Genomic DNA, 13,035 nt, shown 5'->3' on the forward strand with positions numbered 1-13,035 from the left:
ACGGTTCGAGTCCGTGGGGGTGTACCAGACAGAAGGCCTCGACCACCACGGTCGGGGCCTTCTTCACGTCCCACAGGACCAACCACCTACCAGCCCGACACTGCCCCAAGACCCCCTCGACACACCAACCGACTCCTCATCAGCGGGTTCACGGTTCGAGTCCGTGGGGGTGTACCAGACAGAAGGCCTCGACCACCACGGTCGGGGCCTTCTTCACGTCCCACAGGACCCGGCCGACCTTGCTCTTCCGCATTTTTGTATGACGCTTGACTCATGGAAGCGACCCCTCCCGCGCCCGTGACCGAGCAGCAGATCCAGGACTGGGCGGACGAGGCCGAGGCAGGGTACGACGTCGCCGTGCTCAAGAAGCCTCCAGAAGCGCCGGCCGACGAGACCACCGCCCGGGAACCCGACGACGTCCTTGACCGTTCTCGCACCATGAAGTGCCCCACCGACGGTTCCACCCTGACCATGAGCGAGCGCGCCGGCGTCGAGATCGACTACTGCCCCGAGTGCCGTGGCGTCTGGCTCGACCGCGGCGAGCTCGACAAGATCCTCGACCGCGCGACGGCCGACGTCCCCGCGGCGCCCGCGCCGCTCCCGGCACCGCCGCGCGACGAGCGTCGTCCCGAGCGCGACCGGGACGACCGCTACCGCTCCGACGACCGGTACCGCGACGACCGCTACCGCAAGCCCAAGAAGAAGGAGCACTGGCTGATGGAGATCCTCGGCTGAGCCGTCCACGGAGCGGACACGACGGAACACCGCACCGACCGCGGCGGTTGACCCGTCCATGAAGATCCTGCTGACCGGAGGAACCGGGTTCGTGGGCGCAGCCGTGCTGCGCCGCCTCGTCGACGACGGTCACGCCGTCACCGCCGTCGTCCGGAGCCAGGGCTCCGGGGAGACCGTCGCCGCCGCGGGCGCCACCCCGCTGCAGGGCGACCTGTTCGACGGCGCCTGGCTGGCCGCGCAGCTGCGCGAGCACGACGCCGGCGTGCACACCGCCGCCCCCGGCGACGAGACGTCGGCGACCATGGACGACGCGGTCGTCGACGCCGCGATCGAGGCGTTCAGCGGCACCGACAAGCCCTTCGTGCACACCGGAGGGGTCTGGACGTACGGCTCCGGCGCCGACCTCGACGAGGAGACGCCGTACGACGCACCCGCCATCACCGCCTGGCGCCAGGCGCGCGAGGACCGCCTGCTCGACTCCTCGGTCCGCGCCACCGTCGTGCAGCCCGGCATCGTGCACGCGCCCGGCCGGGGCATCCCGCAGCAGCTCGTGGCGGCCTCCCGCACCGGCGAGGGCGCGCTCGAGCTGATCGGCTCCGGGGCGCAGCACTGGACCACGATCCACGTCGACGACCTGGCCGACCTCTACGCGCTGGTCGTCACGAGCGGCTCCGGCCACGGACGCCTGCTCGGCGTCAGCGGCCACTCCCCCAGCGTCCGCGACCTCGGCCTCGCGCTCGCCGACGCCGTCGCGGGCACCTCCGTCGACACCGTGCACGCGCGGCTCGGCGAGGCCTTCGGCGACGCGCTGCTGCTCGACCAGCAGGCCAGCGGCGCCAAGGCCCGCTCGCTGGGCTGGACGCCGACGCGTCCGACCCTCGTCGACGAGCTGCGGGCCACCCGCGCCTGAGCGCCGTGGCAGCCATGTGGGTCGGGTGGCTCGAGGCCGAGCTGCTCCTCGGCGACGTGCACACGCTCAAGCAGAAGCGGGCGGTCGTGCGACCGGTCGTCGCCGAGCTGCGTCGGGCGCTCGACGTGTCGGTGGCCGAGGTCGGCCACACCGACCTCTACCGACGGACCGTCGTCGGCGTGGCCCTGACGTCCGGCGACCACGCGCACGCCGACGCCCTGCTCGACCGGGCCGAGCGGCTCCTCGCCTCGCGTCCCGACGTCGACCTGCTGTCGGTGCGTCGTCGCCTCGTGCGCAGCGACGACCTCGACTGAGACGTCACCCGACGACGACGCGTGCGGTGAGGGCCACCGCCCCGACCACGGTCGTCACGCCGGCCGCCAGCCACGCGCCGCCGAACTGCTCCAGGCTCTCCTGCAGCGTGTGCGGAGGTCGCGGCTCGTCGGCGGGTGCGGCGGGGGCGGGACGGTGGTCGGGTGCGGCGGTCATGCTCAGAGCCTGCGCCCGCGACGCGTCAAGGATCCAGCGGGCGGCGCGTCAGGATCGCGTCAGGACAGGTCGGACAGCAACCGGTAGCCCAGGCCGGGATCGGTGATGAGCATGCGCGGGTGCGCGGGGTCGTCCTCGAGCTTGCGACGCAGCTGCGCGAGGTAGACCCGCAGGTAGTGCGTCTCCCGCTCGTACGACGGACCCCACACCTCCGTGAGGAGGGTCGTCTGGCGCACCAGACGGCCCTCGGCCCGCGCGAGGACCTCCACGATCTTCCACTCCGTCGGCGTGAGGTGCACCGGCTCGCCCGCCCGGGTAGCCCGCCGGTCCTCGACGTCGAGCACCAGGTCGCCCACCGTCACGACGGGGGCCCGCGACGGCGCGGCCCGGCGCAGCGCCGCCCTGACTCGCGCCAGGAGCTCCTCCATGCCGAACGGCTTCGTCACGTAGTCGTCGGCCCCGAGGTCGAGCGCCTCGACCTTGTCGTCGGACTCGTGCCGTGCCGAGAGCACGACCACCGGCACCTGCGACGTCTCCCGGATCCGCCGCAGCACCTCCGTGCCGTCGAGGTCGGGCAGGCCCAGGTCGAGCAGCACGACGTCCGGCACCCGCTCGGCCAGCGACTGCAGCGCCGACCGGCCGTCGGCGACCGTCTCGACCTCGTAGCCCCGCGCACGCATCGCGATGCCCAGGGTCCGCAGGATCGCCGCGTCGTCGTCGACCGCCAGCACGACCGTCATGCGTCACCGCCTTCCGTCGTCAGCGGCACGGCGCCCTCCCGGGGCAGCTCGACCACGAGCGTGAGCCCGCCGCCGGGGGTGTCCTCGGCGGTGAGGCTACCGCCCATCGCCTCCGTCAGACCCCGAGCCACCGCCAGGCCCAGCCCGACGCCGGCGCCCCGCGGGACGTCGCCGAGCCGCTGGAACGGCTCGAACATCTGCTCGCGGCGGTGCTCCGGCACGCCCGGTCCCCCGTCGACCACGCGCACCACCACGTGCTCGCGCGTCGCGGTCGCGTCGACGCGCACCGTCGAGCCCGCCGCGTGCTTGTGGGCGTTCTCCACGACGTTGGCCAGCACCCGCTCGAGCAGAGCGGCGTCGGCCTGCGCCTCCGGCAGGTCGTCCGGCACCTCCAGCACCGTCGGCGTGCTGGCGGCGGCGCGCTGGACGACCGCCAGCACGTCGACGGGCTCCGAGCGCGCGACGACCGCCCCGGTCTGGAGCCGGCTCATGTCGAGCAGGTCGACCACGAGCGCGTCGAGCCGGTCGGCGCCGTCCTCGATGGTCTCCAGCAGGTCGGCGCGGTCCTGGTCGGACCAGTCCACGCCGGGGTCGCGCAGGCTGCTGACCGCCGCCTTGACGGCTGCCAACGGCGTCCGCAGGTCGTGGGAGACGGCGGCCAGGAGGGCCGTCCGCGTGCGCGCCGCCTCCGCGAGGACCCGGCGCTCGGCCTTCAGGGCCACGGCCGCCCGGCGCTCCACGAGCACCGTCGCGTGGGCCACCACGGCAGCCAGCAGCGACTCCTCGACGGACCCCGCCGCCGGACCCCACAGCACCAGGACGTGCTCCTCCCCCACCGGAACCGTCCGTTCGGGACCGGACGTCACGCCGTGCTCCCCGAGCACGCGGCCGTCGGCCGTGCGCAGCTGGGCACCGTCGACGCCGAACAGCTCGACGGTCGTGCGCAGGAGGCGTCGCAGGTCGTTGCCCGCGTGCACGAGCTGGTGCGCCAGAACGCTCAGGCTGTCGGCCTCCGCCCGTGCCCGGCTCGCGAGACCCGCGAGCCGCGCGGCACGGTCGACGACGAGCGCCACCGACATGCCGACCACGACGAAGAGGACGACCGCCACCGCGTTCTCCCCGGTGGCGATGCGCAACGTCTGCACCGGTGGGGTGAAGAAGTAGTTCAGCACGCCGCCGCTCACGAACGCGGCCACGACGGCCGGGCGCACACCACCGACGAGGGCGGTGCCGATGACCAGCACCATGAAGAGCATGGCCTCGGTGGGCAGCCCGTGGAGGTCGCGCGTGGCGAGCAGCAGGCCCGCGAGCACGAACGGGCCGAGGAGCGCCACGGCGAACCCCGCCCAGGTCCGTCGACGCCCGAGGGCCGACTCCTCGCGCACCCGCGCCTGACGGCGACGGGCCTCGTCGTGCGTGACGATGTGCACGTCGATGTCGCCGGACTCGGACACGATCGTCTCGCCGATGCCGGGTCGTAGCAGCGTCGACAGCCGTCCGCGCCGGCTCGCCCCGATGAGCACCTGGGTCGCGTTGCGGGCGCGCGCGAAGTCGAGGATGGCGGCCGCGGCGTCGTCCCCGACCACCGTGTGGAAGCCGCCGCCCAGCTCCTGCGCCGTCGTGCGCAGCTCCTCCAGCCGGTCCGGTCCCGTCTGGCGCAGACCGTCCCCGCGCGAGACGTACAGCGCGGTCCAGGGCGCTCCCCCGTCACCCGACGGTCCCGATCCGCGCGACGCGATCCGCGCGGCGCGCCGCATCAGCGGCTCCGACTCCGGGCCGCCCGTGACCCCCACGACGATCCGCTCGCGGGTCGCCCACGTGGCCTCGATCTCATGGCGCGCCCGGTACCGCTCCAGCCCCTCGTCGACCCGCTCGGCGAGCCACAGCAGGGCCAGCTCGCGCAGCGCCGCCAGGTTGCCCTCGCGGAAGAACTGCGCCAGCGCGGCGTCGACGCGCTCGGCCGGGTAGACGTTCCCGTGCGCCAGTCGCCGGCGGAGCGCCGACGGGCTCATGTCGACGAGCTCGATGGCCTCCGCGGAGCGCACGAACGCGTCGGGCACGGTCTCGCGCTGGCGGACGCCGGTGATCGCCTCGGTGACGTCGTTGAGCGACTCCAGGTGCTGCACGTTCACGGTGGTGACGACGTCGATGCCGGCCGCGAGCAGCTGGTCGACGTCCTGCCAGCGCTTCACGTGCCCGGACCCCGGAGCGTTGGTGTGCGCCAGCTCGTCGACGAGGCACACCTGCGGCGCGCGGGCCAGGACCGCGTCGACGTCGAGCTCCGTCAGGGTGGTCGCACCGTGCTGGACGGTGCGTCGCGGCACCACCTCGAGCCCGCCGATCCGCTCCTGCGTCAACGCCCTGCCGTGCGTCTCGACGATCCCGACCACGACGTCGGTACCGCGCGCCGCCCGGCGACAGCCCTCGTCGAGCATCCTGTACGTCTTGCCGACGCCGGGGGCGGCGCCGAGGTAGACGCGCAGGCAGCCGCGCCCCTGCTCGGGCGTCCCGTCGCCCTGCACCTGAACCGTCTGCACAGCGTCAGTCTGCACCCGGCAGGCTCGCGTTCAGCTCGAGGACGTTCACCGTGGGCTCCCCGAGGAACCCGAGCTGGCGTCCGGAGGTGGCCTCGGCCACGAGGCGCCGCACGGTCGCCTCGTCGAGTCCGCGCTCCCGGGCGACCCGCGGCACCTGCAGCGCCGCGTAGGCGGGGCTGATGTCGGGGTCGAGCCCGGAGCCCGACGCGGTCACGGCGTCGGCGGGCACGGCCGACGGCGACACGCCGTCCTCCTGCGCCACGGCGGCACGTCGCTCGCGGATCGCGGCGAGGAGGTCCGAGTTCGAGGGCCCGAGGTTCGACGGGGCCGACGCGAGGCCGTCGTAGTCGTTGGCCGACGGGCGCGGGTGGAACCACTGACCGCCCTCGAAGGCCTGGCCGAGGAGCCGGGAGCCGACGGCGACGCCGTCGACGCGCAGGAGGCTGCCGTCGGCGCGGTCGGGCACGACCCGGCCCACGGCCCAGACGGCGGCCGGGTAGAGGACGCCGAGCAGCACGGTGAGCACGAGCAGCACACGGACGGCGGCGAGGGACTGACGCAGGAGGTCGCGGATCACGACGGTCACCTGATTCCTGGGATCTGGGAGACGAGCAGGTCGATGAGCTTGATGCCGACGAACGGGACGACCACGCCGCCGACGCCGAACACGAGCAGGTTGCGACGCAGGACGCTCGCCGCGTCCGCGGCCCGGCTGCGCACGCCCTTGAGGGCCACCGGGATGAGCCCCACGATGACGAGGGCGTTGAAGATGACGGCCGAGAGGATCGCCGACTCCGGCGTGGCCAGCCGCATGACGTTGAGCGCGTCGAGCGACGGGTAGGCCGTCACGAACATGGCCGGCACGATCGCGAAGTACTTGGCGAGGTCGTTGGCGATGGAGAACGTGGTGAGCGCGCCGCGCGTGATGAGCAGCTGCTTGCCGATGCGCACCACGTCGATGAGCTTCGTCGGGTCGGAGTCGAGGTCGACCATGTTGCCGGCCTCCTTCGCCGCCGACGTGCCCGACGCCATCGCGACGCCGACGTCGGCGGCCGCGAGCGCGGGCGCGTCGTTGGTGCCGTCGCCGGTCATGGCCACAAGGCGACCGCCCGACTGCTCCTCACGGATGAGCCGCATCTTGTCCTCGGGGGTGGCCTCCGCGAGCACGTCGTCGACCCCGGCCTCCGCGGCGATCGCCCGCGCCGTGAGCGCGTTGTCGCCGGTGACCATCACGGTGCGGATGCCCATGCGCCGCAGCTCGGCGAACCGCTCGACCATGCCCTCCTTGACGACGTCCTTGAGGTGGACCACGCCGAGCACGCGGGTGGCCCCGGCGCGCCGCTCGGCGACGAGCAGGGGCGTCCCGCCGGACATCGAGATCTCGTAGCCGGCCGCCCCGACCTCCGCGGGGAGCGCGGCACCGCTCCAGGCCTCCACGGCGCTCCCGGCGCCCTTGCGCAGCTCGCGTCCGTCGGGCAGGTCGACGCCCGACATGCGCGTCTGGGCGGTGAACTCGACCGCCTCCGCACCGTCAGGCAGCGGTGCACCCGTGCCGGTGGCGCCCGTGTCGGCGACCGCGAGGTCGACGATGGAGCGACCCTCCGGCGTGAGGTCGGCCAGCGAGGCGATGCGGGCGGCCTCGGTCAGCTCGGCCAGGGTCACACCCTCGGCGGGCACGAACCGCGAGGCCCGCCGGTTGCCGTACGTGATCGTGCCGGTCTTGTCGAGCAGCAGCGTGCTGACGTCGCCGGCGGCCTCGACCGCACGACCCGACATCGCCAGCACGTTCACCCGGACCAGGCGGTCCATGCCGGCGATGCCGATCGCCGAGAGCAGCGCCCCGATGGTGGTCGGGATCAGGCAGACGAGCAGCGCGACGAGCACCACCGTGGGCTGCGGCGCACCTGCGTAGTCGGCCATCGGGGAGATCGTCACGACGGCGAGCAGGAAGATGATCGTCAGGCTCACCAGCAGGATCGACAGGGCGATCTCGTTGGGCGTCTTGCGACGCTCGGCGCCCTCGACGAGGGAGATCATCCGGTCGAGGAAGGTCTCGCCGGGCGCGGCGGTGATCCGCACGACGATCTCGTCGGAGAGGACGCGCGTGCCACCCGTGACGGCGGACCGGTCCCCACCGGCCTCGCGCACGACCGGCGCGGACTCGCCGGTGATCGCCGACTCGTCGACCGTGGCGACGCCCTCCACGACGTCGCCGTCACCGGGGATCACCTCGCCGGCGCTCACCCGCACGAGGTCGCCCACGGCCAGCTCCGTGCCGGCCACCACCGACTCGCTGCCGTCAGCGGCCACCCGGCGGGCGGTGACGTCGGTGCGTGCCGCGCGCAGCGAGTCGGCCTGCGCCTTCCCTCGGCCCTCGGCGACCGCCTCGGCGAGGTTGCCGAACACGACCGTGAGCCAGAGCCAGACGGCGATGGCGACGGCGAACACGCTCGGGTCGACGACCGCCGAGACGGTCGTGACGAGCGAGCCGATCCACACGACGAACATCACCGGGCTGCGCCACAGGTGCCGGGGGTCGAGCTTGCGCAGCGCCGCGGGGAGCTGCTGGACGAGCTGCCGCGACAGCGGCGTGGCAGCGGAGGTGCGGGTCATCGCGGGGCTCCTGTCAGGGCCTCGGCCACGGGGCCGAGGGCGAGGGTCGGGAAGAAGGTGAGGGCCGAGACGAGCAGCACGACGCCGACCACGAGCCCGCCGAACAGGAGGGTCGCGGTGGGCAGGGTGCCTGCCGTGGTCGGCACCCTGCGCTGGCGGGCCAGCGAGCCGGCGAGCAGCACGACGAGGACGATCGGCACGAACCGGCCGAGCAGCATCGCCGCGGCGAGCGTCAGCTGGAAGAACGTCGACGTCACGGTGATCCCGCCGAACGCGCTGCCGTTGTTGTTCGCCGCGGACGTGAAGGCGTAGACGACCTCGGAGAAGCCGTGGCCTCCCGGGTTGCCCATCGCGTCGGCGGTCGACGGCAGCGCGATGGCGGTGCCGATGCCGACGAGCACGAGCGCCGGGACCACGAGCGTGTAGAGCGCGACGTAGGTCATCTCGCGCGAGCCGATCTTCTTGCCGAGCAGCTCGGGGGTCCGCCCCACCATGAGGCCGGCCACGAAGACCGCGAGGATCGCGGCGACGAGGATGCCGTAGAGGCCGGAGCCGACGCCGCCGGGCGAGACCTCGCCGAGCATCATGTGCGCCATCACCGTGCCGCCGCCGAGCGGGGACATCGAGTCGTGGGAGGCGTTGACGGCGCCGGTCGAGGTGCCCGTCGTGGAGACGGCGAACAGCGCCGACGCCCACTCCCCGAAGCGGGTCTCCTTGCCCTCCATCGCGGCGCCCGCGGCCTGCGCGGCCTGCCCCTGGCCGCCGACCTCGGCCCACGTCGTCACGGCGAGGGCACCGGCCCACAGCACGCCCATCGCGCCGAGCAGCACCAGACCCTGCCGCCGGGAGCCCACCAGCGTCCCGAAGGTGCGGGTGAGGCTGACGGGCACGACCAGCAGGAGGAAGACCTGCAGCAGGTTCGTCAGCGCGGTCGGGTTCTCGAACGGGTGCGCCGAGTTCGCGTTGAAGAACCCGCCACCGTTCGTGCCGAGCTGCTTGACCGCCTCCTGGCTGGCGACGAGACCGCCCGGCACCACCTGGGTGCCGCCGCCGAGGGCGCGCACCGTGACGTCGGAGAGGTTCTGGACCACGCCGCCGAGCAGGAGCAGCACCGCCGCGACCAGGGCCAGCGGCAGCAGCACCCGCACGGTGCCGCGGACGAGGTCGACCCAGAAGCTGCCGAGTGTGCTCGACTCCGCCCGCGCGAAGCCCCGGACCAGCGCGACCGCGACGGCGAGGCCGACCGCGGCGGAGACGACGTTCTGCACCGTCAGGCCGAGCGCCTGGGTCGCGAAGCCGAGCGTCGACTCGCCGGCGTAGGACTGCCAGTTGGTGTTGGTGACGAAGGAGACCGCGGTGTTGACCGCCATGTCCCAGGGCATCCCGGGCAGGCCGCGGTCCCACGGGAGCGCGGCCTGGCCCACGAGGATGGCCAGGAGGAGCACGATGCTGACGACGGAGAACGCGACCAGGCTCAGCACGTAGCCGCGGGCGCTCTGCTCGGCGTCGGGGTCGATGCCGCCGACGCGGTAGAGCGCGCGCTCGACGCGCAGGTGGCGGGTCGAGGTGAACACGCGAGCCATGTAGTCGCCGAGGGGCACGTAGACCACGGCGAGCAGGGTCAGCAGCGCCGCGATCGTCAGCAGGCCGGAGACGGTGTCGGACATGGGCGGCTCAGAACCGGTCGGGCCGCACGAGGGCCACGACGAGGTAGACCAGCAGGGCGGCGACGCCGAGCAGCTGGAGTGCGGTGACGAGGGACATGGCTCCACACCACACCCGGCACCGCCGCGCGACGTCGCTCCTGACGAGCCCCTGACGCGTCTTGACGCGATCTTGACGCGCCGCCCGACCGACGGACCCGCGGGCGTCGCGGCCGACGGACCGCAGCCCCGGTCAGAGGGCGCCGACGTCGGGCGGGGCGTCGCCGAAGTACCGGTGCAGCTGCTCCTGCCGGTAGCGGGCGGCCCACGCGTCGAGGCGACGCCGCCCGCGCGCGGTGCGGGCGACCAGGCGGTAGCGCACCGTGTTCGCCGCGACCACCTGCACCGTCGCCCAGGGCAGACGCACCGGCAGGTCGAGCTCACGCATGCTGGCCGTGCCGAGGAAGGGTCGCAGCATGCTGAGCAGCCGCGCCGGCGCGTACCGGCGCTGCAGCCGGGCGAGACGTCGGAAGTGCAGGTCGGCCTGCGCGTCGACGATGCTGTGGGTGAGCAGACGCCCCGCCTCGGTGAGCCCGTCCTGGCTGCACAGCACGTGGTAGCCGAAGCGGTGCTGGGCCCGCTCGTCGTCGAAGAGCCACGCGTCGTCGACGCCGAGGAGCCAGCCGACGTACCGCCACAGGTGCATGACGGCCCTCGAGTCCTCCCGGCTCACGGGCACGCCCAGCGCACGCACGCCGAGGAGCAGCGTCCCCGAGAACAGCGCGAGCGTGGCCGCCTGGTCGGACTGGTTGATCGGCTCGCCCCAGTGCTGCCGGTCCCAGCGGGGGTCGTCGCGCAGCCGTGCGTTGACGAGCGCGTGCATCATCCGCACGTGCACCGTGAGCCGCCAGCCGTCGGCCCACGGGCGCAGCGCTCCCGGCTCCGTGACCGCCATGGTCCAGTGCTGGGTCTCGGCGAGCCGCCGCATCGTCGACGGCCCCGTCAGCCCACCGGTCAGGACCAGCAGGTCCGTGGGTCCTCCGAAGCGGTAGCCGCCGATCAGCGACAGCTGCAGCAGCACGTCGCCGGCGTTGCGACCGAGCCGGCGGTAGAACCGGGCCCCCTCCTCGAGCAGCGCGAGGTCGAGCCAGTCCGGCGGCTGCGTCAGCTGCTCGACGACGTCGCGGAGCACGTCCGGCACGTCGTCGAGCTCGCCGCGCAGCGCACGTCGCAGGTGGGCGTGCGTCACGCGGTCCGCGCGACCGGGTGCGCAGAGGGCTGCCACCTCCGCGCCACGCTCGTCGACCCGGAGGTAGCCCTCGCCGATGTCGCGCATCAGCGACTCGTCGAGGTCGCGCACCCGGCCGAGGACGCGCAGCGGGCGGCCGAGCCTCGCTCCACGCGCCTCGGCGGCACGGTGCCGCGTCGGGACGGTGCTGGGTGCGGGGAGGTCGGACGGGGGGAGGTCGGACGGGAGGAGGTCGGGGGCCGGGGTCGACGGCCGGAGGCGTTCCATGTCGGCAGCGTGACACGAGTTTTTGCTCGCATACCATTCGCGTATGAGCGACCTGCCCCGCAGCCTACGCAAGGAACCGACGCAGGAGCGCTCGCGCCTGATGGTGGAGCGGATCCTGGAGGCGGCCCGGGCGGTGCTGGTGGAGGAGGGCTACGAGCGCGCGAGCACCAATCGCGTCGCCTCGCGTGCCGGCATCAGCCCAGGGTCGCTCTACCAGTACTTCCCCGACAAGCAGGCGGTGCTGTCGGGCGTCATCGACCGGTACGCAGGCGAGCTCGGCGACGAGCTGACCGCCGTGCTCGCCGACCGGCTCGACCTGCCCCCGGACGACCTCGTGCGGGCCGCGTACGACGGCCTGCTCGACGTCCTCGAGGAGCACCGCGAGTACCTCCGGCTCGTCACCCGCGAGCTGCCGGCGTCGCGCGTGGCCGGCCACGTCGACGCGGTCGAGCAGCGCGTGGCCGAGCTGGTGGGCGCGTACCTCACCGTCTCCCGCACCCCGACTCCCTGGCCGCCGGCGGCGACCGCCTGGCTGCTCGTGCGGATGGTCGAGCACCTGGCGGTCGACTACGTGCTCCAGCGTCCGGAGCTCGACCGTGACGTCTTCGTCGACGAGCTGGTGCATCTCACGCAGGCGCACCTCGTCCGCCCGTGACGGGGGTGCGAGTCGGCACGCACGGCGCGCTCGACGGGTGCCGCGAGGACGGTCGGCGTCAGGCGGACAGACGCGCCACGGCAGCGGCCACGCGCTCGTCCGTGGCCGTGAACGCGACGCGCACGTGCTGCGCACCGCGCTCGCCGTAGAAGTCGCCCGGCGCCACGAGGATGCCCCGCTCGGCGAGCCAGGCGACGGTATCGCGACAGCCCTCGCCGCGCGTGGCCCACAGGTACAGCGAGCCCTCGGAGTGGGTGATGGTGAAGCCGGCCGACTCCAGCGCACGGCGCAGGGCGACGCGACGCTCCGCGTAGCGACGACGCTGCAGCACGACGTGCTCGTCGTCGGCGATGGCGGCGGCGAACGCCTGCTGCACGGGGGTCGGGAGCATGAACCCGAGGTGCTTGCGCACGGCCAGCAGCTCGGCGACGACCGACGCGTCGCCCGCCACGAACCCGGCACGGTAGCCCGCGAGGTTCGAGCGCTTCGACGTCGAGTGCACGGCGAGCAGGCCGTCGTGGCTGCCCTCGCAGACGTCGGGGTGCAGGACGGAGACGGGCTCGCGCTCCCAGCCGAAGTCGGCGTAGCACTCGTCGGAGACCAGGAGCGCCCCCCGCTCGCGGCACCAGCGGACGACCTCGCGCAGGTGCTCGGCCGACAGCACCTCGCCGTGCGGGTTCGCCGGGGAGTTCACGTAGACGAGCGCCGGCACGTCGGTGAGACCGTCGGCGACCGGGTCGCCGAGCACGACCCGAGCCCCGGCGTAGCGGGCCCCGACCTCGTAGGTGGGGTACGCGAGGGACGGCAGCACGACGGTGTCGGCCGGTCCGAGCGCGAGCTGCGACGGCAGGTTGGCGATGAGCTCCTTGGAACCGACCGTGAGGAGCACCTGGTCGACGCCGAGGCGGGTGACCCCGAGACGGCGTGCGAGCCAGTCGACGGCTGCCTGGCGCACGGCCTCGGGGGCCGCCACCGTCGGGTAGCCCGGGGCGTCCGAGGCCGCGGCCAGCGCCTCGCGGGCGACCGCCGGCGTGGGGTCGACGGGCGTCCCGATGGAGAGGTCGACGATGCCGTCGGGGTGCGCGTGGGCGCGCTGCTTCGCGGCCGCCAGGGTGTCCCACGGGAAGTCGGGGAAGCGGGAGGAGAGACGGGGTCGGTCCATCAGGACGCTCCTTCGCGGGTGGCCTCGGGGGTGGC

The 13,035-nt window shown here is 73.7% G+C and carries 13 protein-coding genes and 1 tRNA gene (1 of these 14 only partly in view); 5 read left to right on the plus strand and 9 right to left on the minus strand.

Annotated elements, in window-relative coordinates; all coding sequences use genetic code 11:
- The 4 genes from AC3WRM_RS09900 to AC3WRM_RS09915 all read left to right on the plus strand — a co-directional run.
- Nucleotides 1-27 (plus strand) — tRNA-Lys (locus tag AC3WRM_RS09900) (it extends 149 nt beyond the left edge of the window).
- A 246-nt stretch (nucleotides 28-273) separates the two neighbouring features.
- The gene (locus tag AC3WRM_RS09905) at nucleotides 274-735 is read left to right on the plus strand and encodes a TFIIB-type zinc ribbon-containing protein (RefSeq protein WP_492248192.1); all 462 of its coding nucleotides are present in this window, start codon (nucleotides 274-276) and stop codon (nucleotides 733-735) included.
- A 58-nt stretch (nucleotides 736-793) separates the two neighbouring features.
- Complete coding sequence (locus AC3WRM_RS09910; protein WP_492248191.1) at nucleotides 794-1,645, plus strand: NAD-dependent epimerase/dehydratase family protein; 852 nt, start codon at nucleotides 794-796, stop codon at nucleotides 1,643-1,645.
- Nucleotides 1,646-1,659: 14 nt separating this feature from the next.
- Complete coding sequence (locus AC3WRM_RS09915) at nucleotides 1,660-1,959, plus strand: DUF503 domain-containing protein (protein ID WP_067861323.1); 300 nt, start codon at nucleotides 1,660-1,662, stop codon at nucleotides 1,957-1,959.
- A gap of 4 nt (nucleotides 1,960-1,963) precedes the next feature.
- On the opposite strand, the gene AC3WRM_RS09920 is transcribed toward AC3WRM_RS09915, so the two are convergent.
- The 8 genes from AC3WRM_RS09920 to AC3WRM_RS09955 form a co-directional block, all read right to left on the minus strand.
- A complete protein-coding gene (locus tag AC3WRM_RS09920; protein WP_492248190.1) occupies nucleotides 1,964-2,134 on the minus strand; it encodes a hypothetical protein in 171 nt (56 codons plus the stop codon).
- Between the two features lie 59 nt (nucleotides 2,135-2,193).
- The gene (locus AC3WRM_RS09925; protein ID WP_492248189.1) at nucleotides 2,194-2,874 is read right to left on the minus strand and encodes a response regulator; all 681 of its coding nucleotides are present in this window, start codon (nucleotides 2,872-2,874) and stop codon (nucleotides 2,194-2,196) included.
- Nucleotides 2,871-5,411 (minus strand): ATP-binding protein, encoded by a 2,541-nt coding sequence (locus AC3WRM_RS09930; RefSeq protein WP_492248188.1) that lies wholly within the window; start codon nucleotides 5,409-5,411, stop codon nucleotides 2,871-2,873. The genes AC3WRM_RS09925 and AC3WRM_RS09930 overlap by 4 nt, the downstream gene beginning before the upstream one ends.
- A gap of 4 nt (nucleotides 5,412-5,415) precedes the next feature.
- Nucleotides 5,416-5,997: a potassium-transporting ATPase subunit KdpC gene (gene kdpC / locus AC3WRM_RS09935; RefSeq protein WP_492248187.1), complete on the minus strand. Its 582-nt coding sequence runs from the start codon at nucleotides 5,995-5,997 to the stop codon at nucleotides 5,416-5,418.
- A complete protein-coding gene (gene kdpB, locus AC3WRM_RS09940; protein ID WP_492248186.1) occupies nucleotides 5,994-8,024 on the minus strand; it encodes a potassium-transporting ATPase subunit KdpB in 2,031 nt (676 codons plus the stop codon). The genes kdpC and kdpB overlap by 4 nt, the downstream gene beginning before the upstream one ends.
- The gene (kdpA, locus tag AC3WRM_RS09945) at nucleotides 8,021-9,691 is read right to left on the minus strand and encodes a potassium-transporting ATPase subunit KdpA (protein WP_492248185.1); all 1,671 of its coding nucleotides are present in this window, start codon (nucleotides 9,689-9,691) and stop codon (nucleotides 8,021-8,023) included. Before kdpA ends, kdpB begins: the two co-directional genes overlap by 4 nt.
- 7 nt (nucleotides 9,692-9,698) lie before the next feature.
- A complete protein-coding gene (locus AC3WRM_RS09950) occupies nucleotides 9,699-9,788 on the minus strand; it encodes a potassium-transporting ATPase subunit F (protein ID WP_083516245.1) in 90 nt (29 codons plus the stop codon).
- Nucleotides 9,789-9,920: 132 nt separating this feature from the next.
- Nucleotides 9,921-11,183: an oxygenase MpaB family protein gene (locus AC3WRM_RS09955; protein ID WP_492248184.1), complete on the minus strand. Its 1,263-nt coding sequence runs from the start codon at nucleotides 11,181-11,183 to the stop codon at nucleotides 9,921-9,923.
- A gap of 43 nt (nucleotides 11,184-11,226) precedes the next feature.
- Here AC3WRM_RS09955 and AC3WRM_RS09960 point away from each other — a divergent pair, with 43 nt between their 5' ends.
- Nucleotides 11,227-11,838 carry a TetR/AcrR family transcriptional regulator gene (locus AC3WRM_RS09960; protein ID WP_492248183.1) on the plus strand — a complete coding sequence of 204 codons (612 nt, stop codon included), beginning with the start codon at nucleotides 11,227-11,229 and terminating at the stop codon, nucleotides 11,836-11,838.
- Nucleotides 11,839-11,896: 58 nt separating this feature from the next.
- On the opposite strand, the gene dapC is transcribed toward AC3WRM_RS09960, so the two are convergent.
- Entirely contained in the window at nucleotides 11,897-13,000 is a 1,104-nt protein-coding gene (gene dapC / locus AC3WRM_RS09965; RefSeq protein ID WP_492248182.1) for a succinyldiaminopimelate transaminase, read from the minus strand.
- Nucleotides 13,001-13,035 lie beyond the last annotated feature (35 nt).

Source organism: Aeromicrobium sp. EU05-FHT14F07 (assembly GCF_058790455.1).

Bases quoted from the DNA above. Each gene is read 5' to 3' on its own strand.
- AC3WRM_RS09905 (WP_492248192.1), top strand. From the start codon at position 274: ATGGAAGCGACCCCTCCCGCGCCCGTGACCGAGCAGCAGATCCAGGAC.
- AC3WRM_RS09910 (WP_492248191.1), top strand. From the start codon at position 794: ATGAAGATCCTGCTGACCGGAGGAACCGGGTTCGTGGGCGCAGCCGTG.
- AC3WRM_RS09915 (WP_067861323.1), top strand. From the start codon at position 1,660: ATGTGGGTCGGGTGGCTCGAGGCCGAGCTGCTCCTCGGCGACGTGCAC.
- AC3WRM_RS09920 (WP_492248190.1), bottom strand. From the start codon at position 2,134: ATGACCGCCGCACCCGACCACCGTCCCGCCCCCGCCGCACCCGCCGAC.
- AC3WRM_RS09925 (WP_492248189.1), bottom strand. From the start codon at position 2,874: ATGACGGTCGTGCTGGCGGTCGACGACGACGCGGCGATCCTGCGGACC.
- kdpB (WP_492248186.1), bottom strand. From the start codon at position 8,024: ATGACCCGCACCTCCGCTGCCACGCCGCTGTCGCGGCAGCTCGTCCAG.
- kdpA (WP_492248185.1), bottom strand. From the start codon at position 9,691: ATGTCCGACACCGTCTCCGGCCTGCTGACGATCGCGGCGCTGCTGACC.
- AC3WRM_RS09950 (WP_083516245.1), bottom strand. From the start codon at position 9,788: ATGTCCCTCGTCACCGCACTCCAGCTGCTCGGCGTCGCCGCCCTGCTG.
- AC3WRM_RS09955 (WP_492248184.1), bottom strand. From the start codon at position 11,183: ATGGAACGCCTCCGGCCGTCGACCCCGGCCCCCGACCTCCTCCCGTCC.
- AC3WRM_RS09960 (WP_492248183.1), top strand. From the start codon at position 11,227: ATGAGCGACCTGCCCCGCAGCCTACGCAAGGAACCGACGCAGGAGCGC.
- dapC (WP_492248182.1), bottom strand. From the start codon at position 13,000: ATGGACCGACCCCGTCTCTCCTCCCGCTTCCCCGACTTCCCGTGGGAC.